Here is a 17,415-nt window from a genome sequence, read left to right as displayed (position 1 = left end):
TTCGAAACTCTATTCGAATAGATTATGCCTGCGCACGGATGCGTTGTTCGATCTCTGCGCAAAGATAATGATAGATACACAGGTGGACTTGCTGGATTTGCGGTGTAGAAGTCGAGGGTGCGCTCAACACGATGTCGCTGACTTCTGCCAGTTTTCCACCACCCTCGCCGGTTAATGCGATCGTGACCATATTCATCTCCCGCGCAGTCCTCAGGGCATTGACCACGCTTGGCGAATTGCCAGATGTGCTAATGCCCAAGATTACGCCGCCAGCCTTGCCGTAAGCTTCAACTTGGCGTGAAAAGACGGTGTCATAGCCGTAATCGTTGGTCCAGGCTGTCAGGGTGCCGGGGTTGGACGACAAGCAGATACAGTTCAAGGCCTTGCGTTCAATCAAAAAACGACCAACCAACTCGGCGGTGATGTGTATCGCATCCGCGGCGGACCCACCATTCCCGCACACCAACAAGGGGTTGCCGACAGAAAGAGCCGCGGTCATGGCCTCGAGAGCCTGTTCCACCCGCTCATTCGACAAAACTTCAGTCGTTTTATTGATGACCTCAGCAGATTCGCGGAGATACTCTCCAATACTTTTCATTTAGCCCTCTGGGGTCAGCTGAATTTCGAGGATCATACATGCCGCGCGTGCGATGTTGCAATTGCCTTAATCGAATATCTCGTTACTGATCATTGTGCTGTGACGTAAGGCACAAGTTGAAATTTTCGCGGTGACACATGTGGAATGGGCGGGGAATGATACGGGGAAAGATAACGGTGTGCTGCTCAGGCATGTTCCATCAAATAGAGGCTCCTAATTCAATTGTGTCATTGAATTCAATAGCGATCCTTCACATGTTTGTCCTAGACGCGTAAACTTATCGTAAAATGGGCATAATAAAAAAGTCGCGACCCTTTGTGTTTGTCGTTTCAGGAGGAGGCCCCGATGAAAACTATATTCAAAGCCAGCGCCATGCTCGGCGCCGTGGCGATGCTGTCGGCATGCGCCGCGAACTACGACGTCGCCGGTGTTTCGGCGATGGGAGATCAAGGCGACGCTTTTGCCAGCGCGCTGCACAAACGCTACATCGAACGCGCGGAATTTGAGATCAAGGAAGGCGATTGGCGTTCCGTCAGCTTCTTTAACACCCGCGCCGAAATGGCTGCCATGGGCAATGCGCCGGCGGTGCAGATGCCCAGCGATCGCAAGATTAAAGCCGATGGCGACGCCATCAACAGCGCCTACAATGCTTTGAGCGCGGCGTTGAAAACCAACGCGCCGAAAGTCGCGCCGGACGCCTGTGCATTGGCGCAAACCTGGTTCGAACATTGGATGGAACAGGCGGAAGAAGGCCATCAGACGGACCACATCGCAATGATGCGCGCGGGCTATGAGAAAGCCATTCCCGATTGCGCCGGTGATATGGCGATGCCCGCACCGATGCCCAAGGCGATGCCCGCGGCTCTACCCGAACCGTTCATCGTCTACTTCACCCACGATAGCGCGGATTTGAGCAGCGCCAACGTTGATCTCATCAAGCGTGCGGCCGAAGCGGCGAAAGCGGCCAAAGTCGCCCGTGTGGTGCTGATCGGTCACGCCGACCGTTCCGGCTCGAATGCCTACAATGAAGCCCTGTCTCGCAAGCGCGTGGAAGCGGTTAGCAAAGCGCTGATGGATGAGGGTGTCATGGGTTCCATGATGACGACCTCGTTCGCGGGCGAAACCAGCCCGCAGGTTGCGACCGAAGACGGTATGCGCGAACGTATGAACCGCCGCGTTGAGGTGGTGTTCGAGCGCTAACTTCGATCGGCAAGAAACTGAGGAAGGAGAGGGCTTCGGCCCTCTCTTTTTTTGGCCGGATCAAAAATCGCGAACAATTTCATCACATAATCGATTGCCTGGCGTCAAACAGCTGTAGGGGAGAGAAACCACTCAAACCAAGGAAATGGAGACAGCTTATGGCCATGCCGACTCCCGTGAATGGAATGATCACGGACGCCGTTACTCAGGCAAACGTTAAAGTTCTGGGCGATGCCCCCGCGATGGCAATGGGTGCGATTTACCAGTCGCTCTCGCACTCGACGGGCATCTTGTATGAAAACGCGGTTAGCTCGCAGCAAATGTTGAACATTGCCGCTCAGGCTTCCACCAACCAGGGTGTGATTCAGATCTATTCCGTACCGCCGATGTCGGCTGCGGTTGCGACTTCGAAGATCGCCAATTCCGACGTTCCGGACAATATGCTGTCGCTGTTGACGGCGCTTCGGGCGAGCACGGCGGCTTAAGTCCGCTTGTGATAAGAAAACACTGACCCGATGTCGGGGACGGGTCAGGTTTTCTTTTTTTCCCAATCCACATCTCACACAACGACAAACCCAATCGCACTTGTCGGCATCGAACATCACCAACGTGAGAGGGATGCACCGCTAGGCCGAAGGCTGAGGTGTTAAGCGATCCAACCCCATTAAGGAAAATATTATGGCATTACCGACTCCGATGAACGGCCAAATTACGGACGCCGTTACCCAATCCAACGTCCAGGTTTTGGGAAGTGCGCCCGCGATGGCCATGGGGGCGATTTTTCAGTCGCTCTCACATTCGACGGGAATTTTGTACGAGAACGCTGTGAGTTCGCAACAGCAGCTCGCAATCGCGTCTCAAGCCGCAACCAACCAAGGCGTTCTGCAGATCTATAGTGTCGACACCATGGCCGGTGCCGCCGCAACGTCGAAGATCGCCAATTCGGATGTTCCCAACAACATGCTGTCGCTGATGTCGGCGTTGCGCGCATCCACTGCGGCTTAAGTCCTATCTTCGAAAGACCGGCCCGATGTCGGGGACGGGTCAGTTTTTCGCATTCATTGGATCGCTTCTAAAAATTCTGACTTTGCAGATCACAACCGCAAGCGATTGGCGTCAAGAACCTGAGAGAGAGAAACGCACCGCACGACCCCGCAGGTTCTGAGGTGCCAAGCAGTGAAACCTAAAGTAGGAGATAGAAGATGGCTATGCCCACTCCCATGAACGGTCAGATCACGGATGCTGTCACCCAGGCCAATGTTAAAGTTCTCGGTGACGCCCCGGCGATGGCCATGGGTGCAATGTACCAATCCCTTTCGCACTCGACCGGCATTCTGTACGAAAACGCCGTCAGCTCGCAGCAGCAGTTGGGCATCGCCGCACAGGCCGCGACCAACCAGGGTGTGATCCAAATCTATAGCATCGACACCATGGCCGGTGCGGTGGCGACGTCGAAAATCGCCGGTTCCGATGTTCCGGACAACATGCTGGCGTTGCTGTCGGCGCTTCGGGCTGTCGTGGTCTAAGTCTCGCATTGGAAATTTCTGGCCCGAAGTCGGGGACGGGTCGGGCATTTCCGGCAATTTTCAAAGACCTTGAAAAAAACACACATTGATCAATCACAACTGTCCCTATCGAACGTCATTAGCGTGAGAGAGATGCACCGCAAAGCCAAACAGTATGGCCGTGGTGCCTGGCAGTCCTATACGATGAAGGAGATCGAACATGGCTCTACCCACTCCGGTTAACGGCCAGATCACGGATGCCGTCACCCAGACCAACGTGAAGGTTCTTGGTGACGCTCCTGCAATGGCGATGGGTGCGATGTACCAATCGCTTTCACACTCGACCGGCATTCTTTATGAGAACGCCGTCAGCTCGCAGCAGCAGCTGGCGATCGCGTCTCAGGCCGCGACCAACCAAGGTGTGATCCAAATCTACAGCGTCGACACCATGTCTGGTGCCGCCGCGACGTCCAAAATCGCCCAATCCGATGTGCCCAACAACATGTTGGCGCTTCTGAGCGCTTTGCGCGCATCGACCAGCGGTGTGAGCTAACCCTCAAGTCTCGCCCATGCAGCGAACCCGCCTCGGCCAATTTGGTCGGGCGGGTTCGGTGTGTCTTGATATAACTAATTGAAAATAAATAATAAAAAAAGACTTTGTGTGGGTCACAAAAGCCATCTCGAGCCGTCATTTAACTGAAAGCACGATGCAACCCCATGACGAACGGGCCCTGCATTCATCCCAAGTTATCAGGTCTACAACAGGAGAATTCAAATGGCTTTACCCACCCCCGTAAACGGTCAGATTACCGACGCCGTCACCCAGGCCAACGTCAAAGTGTTGGGCGATGCGCCCGCAATGGCAATGGGCGCGCTGTATCAGTCCATGTCCCACTCGACCGGTATCTTGTTTGAGAACGCGGTCAGCTCGCAGCAGCAGTTGGCGATCGCATCTCAGGCCGCGACCAACCAGGGTGTAATCCAGATCTACAGCGTCGATACGATGGCCGGCGCCGTGGCGACCTCCAAGATCGGCAACTCCGACGTTCCGGACAACATGCTCGCCCTGATGTCCGCCCTGCGCGCCTCCACCTCCGGCGTTAGCTAAGACCAGACTTATGCGGACTTGATGGCTTGTAAGGGCCTGAGGTCGCCGCAATCGACGAGATATCGCTCCCGATTGCGGCGGCCTGGTCCCGCATAAAAAATGAAAAAAGGCGTTTTGTGTTTCACGGAACCGATCCGGGAACGTCTAGCAGGGAGAAGAGACCGATTGGCGATCGGCGCTCATCTCATGGAAGTGTCACCTTCGCAAGGGGTAGGAGACGATTGATGGCGAACACAAAAAGTAGCACCAAGGCCGGCAGTGGAGCCAGCAAAGGGAGCGGCATCGAAGACGGCGCCGAGACCACTGCAGGACGCCCCGCCGCAAGCCGTACCGGGGCCACACCCCCGAAGCAGACGTCGAGCCCGGCGCCCACATCGACGGCCGCCAGCACCGTTCCTGACGAACCCGATGATTACGACGATTTTGACGAATTCAGCGAACTGGAAGCACTTCAGGCGAAAGCCGAAGCTGCCGCCCAGGAGGCCGAGGCTGCGGCCCAGGATGCGGAAGATGCAGCCCAGGAGGCCGAGGCCGCCGCCGAAGCGGTTATGGCGGCGCAAGCGGCTTTGTCGATGCGCCGCAGAGCCGCTCAAGCGGCGAACAATCCGCAAACCGATAGCGGTGCGAATACCCGCCCGCGACGTCGCGCGCCCAACCCCTCGACGTTTGGCAACAACGACAGTTATCTCGGCATGATGTCCAGCCTACTTGGCGATATGAGCAGCAACGACTGGGATGCGGAAAAATACGACGAGATGAGCCAGGGCGTAGGCCTGGTCCTGGGTTCCGGTCCGGCGTTTGCGACGCTGGGAACCATGCTGGCCAATTCGACGGCACAAAGCTCGGTGTTGATGAACGCGACGCAGATGCAGCGCCAGCTCGACCTCGTCGGGCTGAGCTGCACCAGCGCCTGCGTGCAACAACTGTTGAACCTAAACAACGGCACTCAAGATTCGGATTGACCAATTCGGATTGCGAATGGGGAGGTTGATCATGGCAATGAGGACAGAACGAAAGCTGATGAACGCCAATGCGAACCTGCTGGGAAGCGGCGTCGGGCTTGCGACCTTGGAGGCCATGTTCAGTTTGGTCAACACCCAGTCCCAGCTGGCGGCAAGTATGGTGCGCGATCACGAAATGTCTCATCCGATCCAGATGCAGGCGTTGGCGGGGGCATTGGCGCAAATTTTGGAAGCGAGTGAATATGCGCGTCATCATGCCCATCGCAACAACCGCAATGTCGCGATCGACATTCCCGCGCCCGCGCCCGCGTCTCAGCCGAGCCCGACAACGGGCGGCGAGGGAGACACCGAATTCGGTGCCGTCGGCGGCATCGATGCGTTGAAAAATTTGCTCAACAAAACCAACACCAGCACCAACACCACCAGCACTACGACCAACTGTCCAAATACCGATACGTTCGAGAAGGTGCTGACGGAATTGATGTTGCTGCTTCATGAGATGACTGAGAATTCCAAGCAAACCCTGGCTGTTACGTGACGGCAACTCCATAGAGAACGATTTGATGAGAAAGGTTTAAATCATGGCGGAACTTGTTCATTCGCAGATCACCGACGCCGTGACCCAGACCAATGTGAAGGTTTTGGGCGAAAGCCCGGCGGGTGCCTTGGGGGTGTCGTCGCAGGCGATGTCACACGCCATGGGCTTGGCGATGGAAAACGCCACCCAGACCCAAGGTGGCATGCAACAGATTGGAAACTCCGCCGCCGCCGCGTTAATGGCGATGATCACCAAGGCCGGCGCGTCTTAAATATGAATCGATGCGCGCGCGGTTCACAAGTTCGATCCGCTTGCGTCAAGGATAGAGAACGTTCACCCGGATGCGACCATGCGCCCGGTGGGGAGAGGAAGGAAGTACGTAAATGGCGATGCCAACACCAGTGAATGGGATGATTACCGACGCGGTTACGCAAAGTAATGTTGCCGTGCTCGGCGTCGCACCGGCCCAGGCTATGGCCAGTGTCTATCAGACCGCAGCGCATTCGCTGAGCATCATGTTCGAAAACAACACCCAGATGCAGCAGCACGGCCAGATCGCCGCTCAAGCGGCAACCAACATGGGTGTGATGCATTTGTACGGATCGGCCACGATGGCCGGAGCCACCGCCACGGCCAAGGTTGCCAGCAGCGACACACCGGATTTTATGATGGCGCTGCTGATCGCCCTGGCGGCGAGTAAAAAGTAATCGGGGAGTTAGGGGTGGTCGGAAGAAACTCGATCACTGATGTATGAACGCACAGTTTATAGGTTCCAGATATGTCTGATACCAGTGTCAATTCACAAATTACTGACGCCGTCACGCAGACGAACGTTAAGGTGGTCGCCGAAGCCCCTGCCCAGAGTATGGCCATGGTCTACCAGACCATGGCGCACTCGATTTCCTTGGCGATGGAAAACGCCATGCAAGCCCAGGGTGGGTTGCAACAGATCGGCAACGCCGTAACGTCCAGCGGCGTGCGGATGATCTTCGATGCCGCAAACGGTGGCGGTAACAAGTAACAGTCCATGCCGCCGTCGTCATCGACCTATCGCCCCTTGGTCGATGAGCTGCAAGATTGTGTAAACGGGGCAAACGCGCTTCGCATCCCAGGCGCAACACGAAACCGTAAATTGACTTTCTTAGGGGAGAGAGGGCCAAGTCAGGTCCGGAGGTGAAGAGATGACCGATAGCACTGAAAATACCGAAAACACATCGGATGCCGACGAGCCCACGCAAGACGCCGCCACGCCGACCAGCAGCACCGCGCTGACTGCGACGAGCGGCGGCGTCAATGCGCAGATCATCGATGCGGTCAATCAGACCAACGCGGCCGTGATGAGCAACGCCGCCAATCAAGGCGCGGCAACCGCATATCAGAAGGTGGCCCAGGCTGCGGCTTTTTCGGTGCAGGACGCTACGGATTATTCACGTAATATCGAAAATATCGCAATGACCGCTCAAGGTGTCATCGTGACCAAAATGCTTGAGAATGAAGCCAATATTCCGATCTACACTCCGGTGCTGGCTACCCTGCAGGAAATGGTCATTGCGGCAAGCACCAACCTGGCCACGGTCGGTGCGACGGCGACCACGATCGCGACCGAATTTCCGGCGACCAAAACCTAAACACCCCTTTCAAAAGCGCCTTCAACTTCAGGCCGCCACCTCGGCGGTCTTTTTTTGTTCGCCACCTCCCAGACGGAACAGTGTACGGCTTCTTCGTTGAAATGAGGGGGGGAGGTCAAAAAGGCTGTGTCCAGGGGAGCGTGGGCCCCTTTAGGACGCACATGAAAGAGGCGGATCCGGTATGGTTGGGACCGCCTGCAATGTGGATCGAGGTGGTGGTTTCAGGGGGCTTAGACGAACTTCGCTTCACGTAGGCGGTCGCGCGCCAGCTGGATGCGCTTGCGCACGGCACAGTTCGACAGTCCCATGCGTCCGGCGATCTCATCGTAGGATTTTTCCTCGATCACGCGCAGCAGCAGCGGCTCCAGCAACGTCACGGGTAGATCCATCAATTGGCGCTCAAGATGATCGAAGGTCTGCTGCATGTGCAGGGCCTCGTCCGGTGTGCGCACGGGTCGGGGGGTGACGTTGGGGGCTTGATCAGGGTCGTCGCCGTCGATCTCGTCGCTCAGACGCGCTTGGCGCTTGCGCGATCGGTGCTGGTCCATGCAGGCATTGTGTACAAGGCGCGTCAACCAGGCGCGTTCGTTACGAATGGCTTCGCCATCGAAGTGCTGCGAGCCTTTGAGCATTGCTTGGCTGAGCGCGTCTTCGGCGTCGGCCATGTTGCCGGCCATGAATCGCAGGCTCTGCTTGAACAGATAGTCGTGATGTTCCATCCACACGTCCCAGAAGTCCTCAAACGGCCCCAGGCCGACGTTTTGCCCCCTGCCGGTGCGTGGGCCTTGCGGCGGCGGAGTTTGACGTGGCAGGGGAAAAGGATGCGGGGCCGCCGGTGGCGGTGGCGCCGAGGGGCGCAGCTTTTGGGGATGGGGGGCAGGAGCGCCGAATGCACTTTCCAACGATCGCGCGATGATTTCCGCCGGCGATAGGTTTTGGGCGTCCGGCGCCAGGGACCTTGCAATCACCGCCGCCGGGGAGAGGCGTTTCCTACTGCGGGACTTGCGCGTGGTCCCTGGCCCCGGAACCTCGGTAATGGCGTCGTTTAAAGAGTCTGGATTTGTGCTGTGGCCGTCGCCTGTGTACGGCCGGGTGGCGCGAAAACCCGGATGTCCGGAGAATTTAAAAACTCCCATAGTCTCATTACGCGCCAGCACTTAGGCAGGTCCTGTGGACCATGTGTTTAAAGGTGCATGCGAAAACTATAATGCAACATACAAACACAGGTTGCTGTCTTGGCTGCGCGAACCTCCCTTTTTGATGCACCATAGATAGTAATTTTGTCGCATTTCGTGCCGAGGCCATCTTTGCGCCCTTGCATGCTAATGACGTATAAACACAGCACATTGTGATTAAAAAAAACGCGGAAAGCAGCAATTTATATATACACGTTAAGTTGCATGGCCCAAGTTCTGAATGCAAATCAAGATTGTATCTTGGGTTATTTTCGTTTCATGACTATGAAATAAAATACACTAATAACGAGTGTTTGGGGTGCTGCGGATCGGAATTTAATAAAAAAGCCCCGAAAACCGGGGCTTGGGCAATCCGGTCACGGGGCGTGATTGGTGCGGCTGTCGGTTAATTCGTGGAGGCGCGCATCAGGACTTCGAGTTGTTTTTTGGCCTCGGCGGCGATCATGGCGCGGACTGAGCGGATGATTTCAATCCACACCACGCTGTTCAAGATCGACGGATTTGCGTTCATGGCGCCGATGGCGTTGATCAGGGCGACGGTGCCGGGGTCGAGATCCTGAATGGCGGAGGCCAGTTCGGCCATGGTTTCGGGCGTCATCGTGCTTGCCCCACCACCGCCGATGCCTGCTTTGTTCAGGGCATCCTTATAGGGTTGTTGCATGGCGTCGCGTTGATCGCTGACGGCGGTCTTGAGCTTTTCTCGCTGATCGCTGAAGCCGTCCATAACCTTTTTTTTGTCGAACACGGCGGCTTCTACGTAGTTGCTTGGCCCGGCCGGTGCCGCGGGCTGCGCATCTTGTGACGCCTGAGTTTGTGTCAAATCGACGCCTTGGGCTTTTGCCTGGGCTTCAAGCTGGGCGCAAGCCGCGCCCAGAACCTCCGGCGAGATGCCCTCCGTGGTGCCGGTTTGCTCGACTTGGGCAATGGCCGTGTTGATGGCTTCTTGGGTGATGCCGGGGGGCAGCGGCGGCATTTCGACGCGCACCGTTTGCGGCGGTTGCGGTGGTTGAGAGGCGTGTTCCGCTTGCGGGATGGAGGGATTGGGAATGTTGGCTTGGGACGTGCCCATGTGCGGAATGTCGGTATGCGGTATCGTCGTGTGCGGGCCGCTTTGAACCGGGGGTAAGGGGGTTGGTTGTTGCGTGGTCATGGTTCGACTCTCCGAACAATTATGAGCCGGAATCCGAGGAGGAGTCATCCTTCGGACCCAGAGCATGGATTGCGGCGATGGTTTTTTCGATGATCGCTTTTTGGAGTTTGAGGTTTTCTTGCGCGAGCTCGGGACTGCTGACGTTGTTTTTGATCAGCTCGTCCGTGACCGTGCTGGCCGTATCCAGGGTGCTGACCTGAAGCTTCCCCACCGCGTCTTCGACGGCACTCGTCATCTTGATCGAGTCGACGACAGAATTGACCAATTCATCCAATCCGGCTTTTGCTGAACTGTCGTCCATCGATCAATTCCCGGATTTTTGCGGCTTGGGTTTAGCCGTAGGCGCGGCTGGGGTAGACGGCTTTACCGATGTGGGCGCGGGTGGGACGTTCCCGCTTGGCTGCGGGCCTGCGTTTTGAAAGTCGGAAATGATTTTCTGCCAGTTTGCGACGTCTTGTTCGTATATGGCGATGGACTCCTGCCACGCTTGCTGCCAGGTATCTTGATAATTGCGGACGTAATCTTCAAAAGACCGGCTCAAGGCTTCGATGCATGTGGCTTCGTTGACTTCGCTGGCGGACTCGACGGTGGAGACTTCAAGCGCCTCTTGGCTCACCTCGTTCGATTGCAACGACGTGACGAGACCGTCATTGGTTTCATCGCTCATATCCGTATCTCCCCTGTTTCATAACCTCATGATGAGACACAAAGGCACACCGACGAGGCACGACGCCAAGCCTGTTTCAGCCTTTCATTCCTGAGAGGAAGACGCCGCAGTTGGGAGATTGTGAACAGATTAAAGAGAACAGTCAGCCGGGACGCAGAGAAGACAGAATGTCGCAAATTCGGCTGCGAATGGCGTCGGCGCTGTATGTGCGTTCGATATCCAGGCGCGCCTGATGACCCAAACGGCGGCGCAAATCCGCGTCGTCGGTCAACTTGTGCAAGGCATCGGCAAGGGCTTCACTGTCTTGAAACGGAACCAAAAAACCATTTTTGCCATCGCGCACCAAGTCGCGACAGCCCACCGCGTCAAACGCCACCAATGGCCGGCCGATGGCGGCGGCTTCCAACAGGCTGCGCGGCATGCCCTCGCGATACGATGGCAATACCGCGATATGGCTTTGTTTGAGTATCTCGGCGACGTCGTTTCGTCGCCCCCACCATTCGATCAGTCCCTCGTCCACCCAGGCCTTCAATTGCGGCTCGGGAATGGATGCGGGGTTGGCGGGGTCGGGATTGCCGACCAAAACGATGCGCAGCTTGATGCCGCGCGCTTTGAGGTGCCGGGCGGCTTCGACCAGTTCGCCGATGCCTTTGTCCCACAGCATGCGCGCGACCAGCATGGCCATGGGGGTGTCCGTGTCGGTTTCAGGCGTTTCGGGGAAGTTTTCCAAATCCAGGCCCGACCCGGGCACCAGGTCGGTGCGTTCGGCGGTGCCGATGCCCAATCCATTGAGCATGGCGCGGTCGTCAGCATTTTGCACCTGCAGGCGCACGTTTGACGGTCTCATGGCCCAGCGCAACAGTGGGGTTGCCAGGGCGCGGATGAAACGGAACCAAAGCGAGTTTGAAATGAACACCACCCCCAAGCCCGAAAACAGGTTCACGCTGGCGCCCACACCGCAAAGCCGCGCGGCGATGGCGCCGTACATGATGGATTTCAGGGCGACGTGATAGGTAACGTCGGGGCGTTCGGCCTTGTAGATGCGGATCAGGTCGAGCAGTGCCGAGAGTTCGAAAAATGGATTTTGACTTTCCCGGCGGATGGCCCATTCGACGGTGCGAAAGCCCAAGGCTTCGATTTGTTCGCGGTGATCGCGCATCCGCGCCGTCACCACCACGTCGTATCCCGCATCGCGGGCGGCGAGGGCGGTGGGTAGGCGGTGGGAACAAAACGCCCAATCTTCCGTCACGGTAAACAGAAGCTTTGGCCGGGCCGTGCCGGGTGCGGGTTTACGTTCACCGCTCATGCATCGCCCTCATATCCGTTCCGTTCGCGTTGCGAATTTAGACGCCGTAGTAATCTTTATACCACTCGACGAATTTTTTGACGCCTTCTTCGACCGTGGTGGTGGGCTCGTATCCCACCGTTGTTTTGAGATCGTTGACATCGGCCCACGTTGCGGCGACATCGCCGGGTTGCATCGGCAGCATGTTCTTGACGGCCTTGATACCGAGGTTGTCTTCCAACACCTCGATGTAGCGCATCAGGCTGACCGCCTCGTCGGAACCGATGTTGAACACGCGAAACGGCGCGGTTTTGCTATTGGAAGGATCTTCCTCGTCGCCAATCGCGGTGGTCCCGGTTGGCGGCGTGTCGAGCACCCGGATGACCCCTTCGACGATGTCGTCGATGTAGGTGAAGGAACGCTTCATCTGACCGTTGTTGAACACGTCGATCGGTTCGCCGGCCAAGATCGCCTTGGTGAACAGGAACAACGCCATGTCCGGGCGGCCCCACGGGCCGTAGACGGTGAAAAAGCGCAGCCCCGTGGACGGGAACCCGAACAGATGCGAATAGGTGTGCGCCATCAGTTCGTTGGCGCGCTTGGATGCAGCGTACAAACTGATGGGGTGGTCGACTTTGTCATGCACGGTAAACGGCATTTGGGCATTGGTGCCGTAGACCGAGCTGGACGATGCGTAGACCAAATGCTCGACTTCGACTGCGCGGCAGCCTTCAAGAATGTTCACAAACCCAACCAGATTGGTGTCGACATAATCGTGGGGGGCGATCAGCGAATGGCGCACGCCCGCCTGGGCGGCCAAGTTGATGACCCGATCAGGACGCTGTTCTTCGAACAGTTTCGCCACGGCGGCGCGGTCAGCCATGTCAAAGCGCGCTTCGGTATAATTCGGGTGGTCGATCACCTGCGCCAGACGGGCTTTTTTCAGCTCGACGTCATAGTAGGGCGAGAGATTGTCGATGCCGACCACCTCATCGCCGCGCGCGAGCAGACGTTGGGAAACACGGTTGCCGATAAAGCCGGCGCTGCCGGTGATGAGAACTTTCATAGATGCTGCTTCTTTGCCGAATCTGTGGAGAATCAGAGGTTTTTGGATGCTTGGAAGGTAGCCCATTTGTCCAATGTAGAAAACAGCTATCTCTAATGTGCGCTTTGACGCGGAGCGGGACTTGCGGGGACATGCGATTGTGGGCTTAATAAGCGCCTGTGGTGGGGACCACATGGGGAAATTCACCGTCGCTATAGCCCGAAAACGTCTGAAACAGGCGATGGGACGATGACGAAAGATGCACTCGAAAGGGAGAAAGTCTTAATGACCGACAGCAAAAATCCGGAAACCTTGGTCTTGCATGCAGGCTGGCGCGCAGATCCGACCACGGGCTCGGTCGCGGTGCCGATTCACCAGACCACGTCTTATCAGTTCAACAGCACCGAACACGCGTCCAACCTGTTCGCGCTGTCAGAGCTGGGCAACATCTATACCCGCATCATGAACCCGACCAACGATGTGTTGGAAAAACGCGTTGCGGCGTTGGAAGGCGGCGTCGCGTCGTTGGCGGTTGCGTCCGGTCAGTCGGCCTCGGCGTTCGCGATCCAGAACTTGGCCAAGGCGGGCGACAACGTGGTGAGTTCCACCGACCTGTATGGCGGCACCTGGAACTTGTTCGCCAACACGCTCAAGGATCAAGGCATCGAAGTGCGCTTCGTCGATCCTGCCGACCCCGAAGCGTTCCGCAAGGCAACCGACGATCGCACCCGCGCCTATTACGCCGAAACCCTGCCCAACCCGAAACTGCGCGTCTTTCCGATCAAGGAAGTCGCCGACATCGGGCGTGAAATGGGCATCCCGCTGATCATGGACAACACCGCCGCCCCGACGTTGTGCCGTCCGTTCGAGCACGGCGCGGCGGTGATCGTGTATTCCGGCACCAAATACATCGGCGGCCACGGCACCTCGATCGGCGGTATCTTGGTCGACAGCGGCACGTTCGATTGGGAAGCGGCGGGGGCGGAGCGTCAACCGGCGCTTAACACCCCCGATCCCAGCTATCACGGCGCGGTGTGGGTTGAGGCCGTCAAGCCCATCGGCCCGGTGGCCTACATCATCAAGGCGCGCACCACGTTGCTGCGCGATCTGGGCAGCGCCATGAGCCCGTTCAACGCCTTCCAGATCATCCAGGGCATGGAAACCTTACCGCTGCGCATGCGCGCGCATTGCGAAAACGCGGCCAAGGTTGCGGACTATCTGTCCAAGCATCCGGATGTTACCAAGGTGATTTATCCGAGCCTGCAAAGCGGTGAGGAAAAGCGCCGCGCGGATGCGTACCTCAAAGGCGGCTACAGCGGCCTGATGGGTTTTGAGCTGAAAGGTGGCAAAGCGGCGGGCTGTGCGTTCATCGAAGCGTTGAAGATGTTCTACCACGTCGCCAACATCGGCGATGCGCGCTCGCTGGCGATCCACCCGGCCAGCACCACGCACTCGCAGCTCAGCGTCGAAGAGCGCGCCGCCAGCGGCGTCACCGAAGGTTACGTGCGTCTGTCCATCGGTATCGAGCATATCGACGACATCATCGCGGATCTGGATCAAGCGTTGAAGGCTGCCGCCTCGGCGTAAGGTGCTTGTCCCAACAACAAAGGCCGCGTTCCTACATGGGGCGCGGCCTTTTTTCTGGGGTGGTTAGACCTCGTGTGCAGCGAAAATGTCCATCACTTTTCGGTCCAGCGCGTTCAATAGTTTTTCTTGGGCGAACGTCAGAGGTTGACCTGCAGTCTGGTTCAACAAAGCGTCGATGTCGGAAAAAAGCCGGTCGAGTTGTTGGATGCTTTGCGCCGAAAGGCCGGCGAACGGATCTTCGGGGCCGAGGTCGTTTTGCACAATGCTTTGGATTTGGCGATCGAGGTCTTCGATTTGAATTTGTTGCTCTAGCGTCAGCGGAGCGTCGCCAGCGGCTTCGAAGATTTGATCGGCTTGGGCAAACAGTGCGTCGACCTTTTGCCCGCCCTCTTCCGATAGCAAGGTGAACAGGTCGGCGGCGATCTGTTCGCCGCCAAGAATGGACTCGATTTTGCGTTCCAGGGCGTCGAGCTGTTTTTCCTGCGCGGAACTTAAAGGCTGGTCGCCTGCCGTTTCGAAAATCGCGTCGATTTGCGCAAAAACGGCGTCTAGCTTTTTGATCTCTGAATTCGACAGGCCGAAAAACGGATCGTTCTCGATTGCCGCCAACGCTTGTGGCGACATGAGGATCGAGTCATCTGTGGTGCTCCGCGTCTTTAACGGGACATCTTGGGGAATATCGTTGGTCGGCGTGTGGCGCGGGCGATGAGAGATGTCGCCGGGGCGGACGTCCGCGCCAGTTGCGAAATCCCATTTGTTCAACGGTTCGACCATATGACCTACCCAAGTTCAATCGTCTTGAGTGTGCCATAATTATCGTTGGACGGGAATTGTCGATCTTACGGATGAGCCGGGCGGGTCAACAAGGCGGCGAAGTCGTCGCCGCTGATCGGCCGCCAGAAATGATAGCCTTGGCCGTACTCGGCCTTGAGAACCTTGAGCAGGGCCTCTTGATCGATGGTCTCGATACCTTCGGCAACCACTTCGATACCGAGGCTTTGCGCCATCAGCAAGGTGCTCTGCACGATGGCTTGCGCCGCGATGTCGCTGGATACGTCGCCGATGAACGAGCGGTCGATTTTCAGGTGCGTGATCGGTAGGCGTTTGAGATACGACAGCGACGAATAGCCGGTGCCGTAATCGTCGATGGCGATGCCGATGCCTTCGTCGTTGAGCGCCGACAAAATGCCTTTGATACGGTCCATGTCTTCCATGAAGATGGATTCCGTGATCTCGATCTTCAGACGGCGGGGATCCATGCCGGTTTTGTTCAAGATATCCATCACCCGGTCTTCGACCCCGTCACGCTGCATTTGCAGCAACGAGAAATTGACCGATAGATCGACCTTGTCGGCGCGTCCATCGGACCATTTCTGATGTTGGGTGCAGGCCTCTTCCAAGACCCAGTCGCCGATTAGGTCGATCAGTCCGGTTTCTTCGGCCAGGGGAATGAATTCAGCGGGCGGGATGTTGCCGCGTTCTGGGTGACGCCAGCGCGCCAAGGCTTCGCAACCGGCGATTTCGCCGCTGTCGAGCTTGACGATCGGTTGGTAATGCAACGCCAATTGGCCGTCGGCCACCGCGCGGCGCAAATCGGTTTCCATTTTCAGCCGGGCGATGGCGCGCTGCTGCATATGTTTGTCGAACAGCTCGTAGTTGCCAGGGCCCTTGCGCCGCGCCCGGCTCAACGCCGATGCCGCATGGGCGATGACCTCGGTCGCGTCCAGGCCTTCTTCCATCGCGCCGGCGACGATGCCCATGGACGCGGTGAGAACAAGGTTTTCACCTGCGACTTCCATCGGCTTGGTTATTGCTTGGCGCAGCCGTTCGGCGATTTTGGGTGCGGTGGATTCGTCACGGCAACCTTCGGCCAGTACCGCGAAGTCGGCTTCGTCATGGCGGCTGACGGTGGTGGCTTCGGCTTCGAACAGGCGCGACACGCTATCTTCGACGCGCAAGCTGTCGATCAGGCGATAGGCGGCGTTGATGATGATCTCTTCCCCCGCGACCGGACCCAAGGTCTGGCGCAATTCATCAAGGCGGTCGATGTGAATCAACAACACCGCATAGCGTCCGCGGCGTTTGCGGCGTTCTTTGTCGAGCAGCCATTCCAGGCGGTCCATAAACAGGAATTTGTTGGGGATCGAGGTGATCGGGTCATATGCCTTGGTGCGGGTCACGTCCGTCTGCGAGCCGGAAAGACGCACCGCTTGACCGTCCGCCCCGCGTGAGGCGACGCCACGGGTCAGCAGCCAACGAAATGTGCCGTCTTTGTGCAGGGCGCGGTATTCATGCTCCAACGCGTCGGATTGGCCAAGCAGATGATTTTCCACCGCCAGCTTCAGGCGCTCGACCTCTTCGGGATGAACCAGATTGAACCAATCGTCGGGCTGATTGCCAAATTCCTCCTGCCCATAGCCGAGCATATCTTTCCAGCGCTGGGAAAAATACACTCGACCATTTTGGATGTCCCAATCCCACAAACCGTCATTGGCGCCGCGAAAGGCCAGGGCGTAGCGTTCTTCGCTTTCCTTGAGTTTCTTGTGTGTTTGCAAAACGTCCAATTGGGTGCGAATGCGCGCTTGTGCTACCGGAAAATCAACGGGTTTGGTGATGTAATCGTTGGCGCCCTTGTTGATGGCTTCGGCGATGCTGTCGCTGGCGTCGCGCGCGCTTACCATGATGATGGGAAGTTCTGACTGGTCTTTGGTTTCGCGCACTTGGCTCAGCACTGAAATGCCGTCCAGGTCCGGCATATTGATGTCGAGCAAAACCAAGTCGTAGGAATTTTTTGCAACTTTTTCCAAAGCCTCAAGACCGCCGCTGGCGGTGTCCATGGCGAAGCCTTGGCGCGCAAGGCGACGTACCAGAAGGTCGCGGTTCATGGCGTTGTCATCGACGACCAGAATACGCGGAGCTTGATTGTCGGTAGTGCGCTCGTCCATG

Annotated in this window: 22 protein-coding genes; 13 read left to right on the top strand and 9 right to left on the bottom strand. The window is 57.3% G+C overall.

Going from position 1 to position 17,415, the window contains the following annotated elements; all coding sequences use genetic code 11:
• Positions 1–22: 22 nt before the first annotated feature.
• Positions 23–598 carry an SIS domain-containing protein gene (locus tag VIN96_RS13195; RefSeq protein ID WP_331896699.1) on the bottom strand — a complete coding sequence of 192 codons (576 nt, stop codon included), beginning with the start codon at positions 596–598 and terminating at the stop codon, positions 23–25.
• Between the two features lie 345 nt (positions 599–943).
• Between VIN96_RS13195 and VIN96_RS13190 the strand changes: the two genes are divergently transcribed.
• From VIN96_RS13190 to VIN96_RS13135, 12 genes are all read left to right on the top strand, one after another.
• Positions 944–1,798 carry an OmpA family protein gene (locus VIN96_RS13190; protein ID WP_331896698.1) on the top strand — a complete coding sequence of 285 codons (855 nt, stop codon included), beginning with the start codon at positions 944–946 and terminating at the stop codon, positions 1,796–1,798.
• Positions 1,799–1,956: 158 nt separating this feature from the next.
• Positions 1,957–2,283 (top strand): RebB family R body protein, encoded by a 327-nt coding sequence (locus VIN96_RS13185; protein WP_331896696.1) that lies wholly within the window; start codon positions 1,957–1,959, stop codon positions 2,281–2,283.
• Between the two features lie 193 nt (positions 2,284–2,476).
• Complete coding sequence (locus VIN96_RS13180) at positions 2,477–2,803, top strand: RebB family R body protein (protein WP_331896695.1); 327 nt, start codon at positions 2,477–2,479, stop codon at positions 2,801–2,803.
• A 197-nt stretch (positions 2,804–3,000) separates the two neighbouring features.
• Entirely contained in the window at positions 3,001–3,324 is a 324-nt protein-coding gene (locus tag VIN96_RS13175) for a RebB family R body protein (protein WP_331896694.1), read from the top strand.
• A gap of 199 nt (positions 3,325–3,523) precedes the next feature.
• A complete protein-coding gene (locus VIN96_RS13170) occupies positions 3,524–3,856 on the top strand; it encodes a RebB family R body protein (protein WP_331896693.1) in 333 nt (110 codons plus the stop codon).
• Positions 3,857–4,078: 222 nt separating this feature from the next.
• Complete coding sequence (locus VIN96_RS13165; RefSeq protein WP_331896692.1) at positions 4,079–4,411, top strand: RebB family R body protein; 333 nt, start codon at positions 4,079–4,081, stop codon at positions 4,409–4,411.
• A gap of 224 nt (positions 4,412–4,635) precedes the next feature.
• Positions 4,636–5,373 (top strand): RebB family R body protein, encoded by a 738-nt coding sequence (locus VIN96_RS13160; protein ID WP_331896691.1) that lies wholly within the window; start codon positions 4,636–4,638, stop codon positions 5,371–5,373.
• A 31-nt stretch (positions 5,374–5,404) separates the two neighbouring features.
• Complete coding sequence (locus VIN96_RS13155; RefSeq protein WP_331896690.1) at positions 5,405–5,911, top strand: hypothetical protein; 507 nt, start codon at positions 5,405–5,407, stop codon at positions 5,909–5,911.
• A 43-nt stretch (positions 5,912–5,954) separates the two neighbouring features.
• On the top strand, positions 5,955–6,182 hold the full coding sequence (locus tag VIN96_RS13150; RefSeq protein ID WP_331896689.1) for a RebB family R body protein: 228 nt from the start codon (positions 5,955–5,957) through the stop codon (positions 6,180–6,182).
• A gap of 112 nt (positions 6,183–6,294) precedes the next feature.
• Positions 6,295–6,618 carry a RebB family R body protein gene (locus VIN96_RS13145; protein WP_331896688.1) on the top strand — a complete coding sequence of 108 codons (324 nt, stop codon included), beginning with the start codon at positions 6,295–6,297 and terminating at the stop codon, positions 6,616–6,618.
• A 71-nt stretch (positions 6,619–6,689) separates the two neighbouring features.
• Positions 6,690–6,932 (top strand): RebB family R body protein, encoded by a 243-nt coding sequence (locus tag VIN96_RS13140; RefSeq protein ID WP_331896687.1) that lies wholly within the window; start codon positions 6,690–6,692, stop codon positions 6,930–6,932.
• A 160-nt stretch (positions 6,933–7,092) separates the two neighbouring features.
• Positions 7,093–7,539 (top strand): hypothetical protein, encoded by a 447-nt coding sequence (locus VIN96_RS13135; RefSeq protein WP_331896686.1) that lies wholly within the window; start codon positions 7,093–7,095, stop codon positions 7,537–7,539.
• A 230-nt stretch (positions 7,540–7,769) separates the two neighbouring features.
• Here the strand turns inward: VIN96_RS13135 and VIN96_RS13130 are convergent, their stop codons facing one another.
• The 6 genes from VIN96_RS13130 to VIN96_RS13105 all read right to left on the bottom strand — a co-directional run bounded on the left by VIN96_RS13130 (position 7,770) and on the right by VIN96_RS13105 (position 12,903).
• Entirely contained in the window at positions 7,770–8,258 is a 489-nt protein-coding gene (locus VIN96_RS13130) for an RNA polymerase sigma factor (RefSeq protein WP_331896685.1), read from the bottom strand.
• An 862-nt stretch (positions 8,259–9,120) separates the two neighbouring features.
• On the bottom strand, positions 9,121–9,885 hold the full coding sequence (locus VIN96_RS13125) for a hypothetical protein (RefSeq protein ID WP_331896684.1): 765 nt from the start codon (positions 9,883–9,885) through the stop codon (positions 9,121–9,123).
• A 19-nt stretch (positions 9,886–9,904) separates the two neighbouring features.
• Positions 9,905–10,186: a hypothetical protein gene (locus VIN96_RS13120; protein WP_331896683.1), complete on the bottom strand. Its 282-nt coding sequence runs from the start codon at positions 10,184–10,186 to the stop codon at positions 9,905–9,907.
• Between the two features lie 3 nt (positions 10,187–10,189).
• The gene (locus VIN96_RS13115) at positions 10,190–10,552 is read right to left on the bottom strand and encodes a hypothetical protein (protein ID WP_331896682.1); all 363 of its coding nucleotides are present in this window, start codon (positions 10,550–10,552) and stop codon (positions 10,190–10,192) included.
• Positions 10,553–10,694: 142 nt separating this feature from the next.
• Complete coding sequence (locus tag VIN96_RS13110) at positions 10,695–11,858, bottom strand: glycosyltransferase family 4 protein (RefSeq protein ID WP_331896681.1); 1,164 nt, start codon at positions 11,856–11,858, stop codon at positions 10,695–10,697.
• Between the two features lie 37 nt (positions 11,859–11,895).
• Positions 11,896–12,903, bottom strand: coding sequence for an NAD-dependent epimerase (locus VIN96_RS13105; protein WP_331896680.1), 1,008 nt, complete (start codon positions 12,901–12,903; stop codon positions 11,896–11,898).
• A 264-nt stretch (positions 12,904–13,167) separates the two neighbouring features.
• On the opposite strand from VIN96_RS13105, the gene VIN96_RS13100 reads away from it, so the two are divergent.
• Positions 13,168–14,469: an O-acetylhomoserine aminocarboxypropyltransferase/cysteine synthase family protein gene (locus tag VIN96_RS13100; protein WP_331896679.1), complete on the top strand. Its 1,302-nt coding sequence runs from the start codon at positions 13,168–13,170 to the stop codon at positions 14,467–14,469.
• 63 nt (positions 14,470–14,532) lie between these two features.
• Here VIN96_RS13100 and VIN96_RS13095 read toward each other — a convergent pair whose 3' ends face one another.
• The gene (locus VIN96_RS13095; protein WP_331896678.1) at positions 14,533–15,243 is read right to left on the bottom strand and encodes a hypothetical protein; all 711 of its coding nucleotides are present in this window, start codon (positions 15,241–15,243) and stop codon (positions 14,533–14,535) included.
• Positions 15,244–15,308: 65 nt separating this feature from the next.
• On the bottom strand, positions 15,309–17,414 hold the full coding sequence (locus VIN96_RS13090) for a putative bifunctional diguanylate cyclase/phosphodiesterase (RefSeq protein ID WP_331896677.1): 2,106 nt from the start codon (positions 17,412–17,414) through the stop codon (positions 15,309–15,311).
• Between the last annotated feature and the right edge of the window lies 1 nt (position 17,415).

The sequence above is a fragment of the Magnetovibrio sp. genome (assembly GCF_036568125.1).
GTDB lineage: Bacteria > Pseudomonadota > Alphaproteobacteria > Rhodospirillales > Magnetovibrionaceae > Magnetovibrio.
The sequence above is the reverse complement of the archived record's forward strand: the minus strand, read 5'-3'. Positions and strand labels throughout refer to the sequence as shown.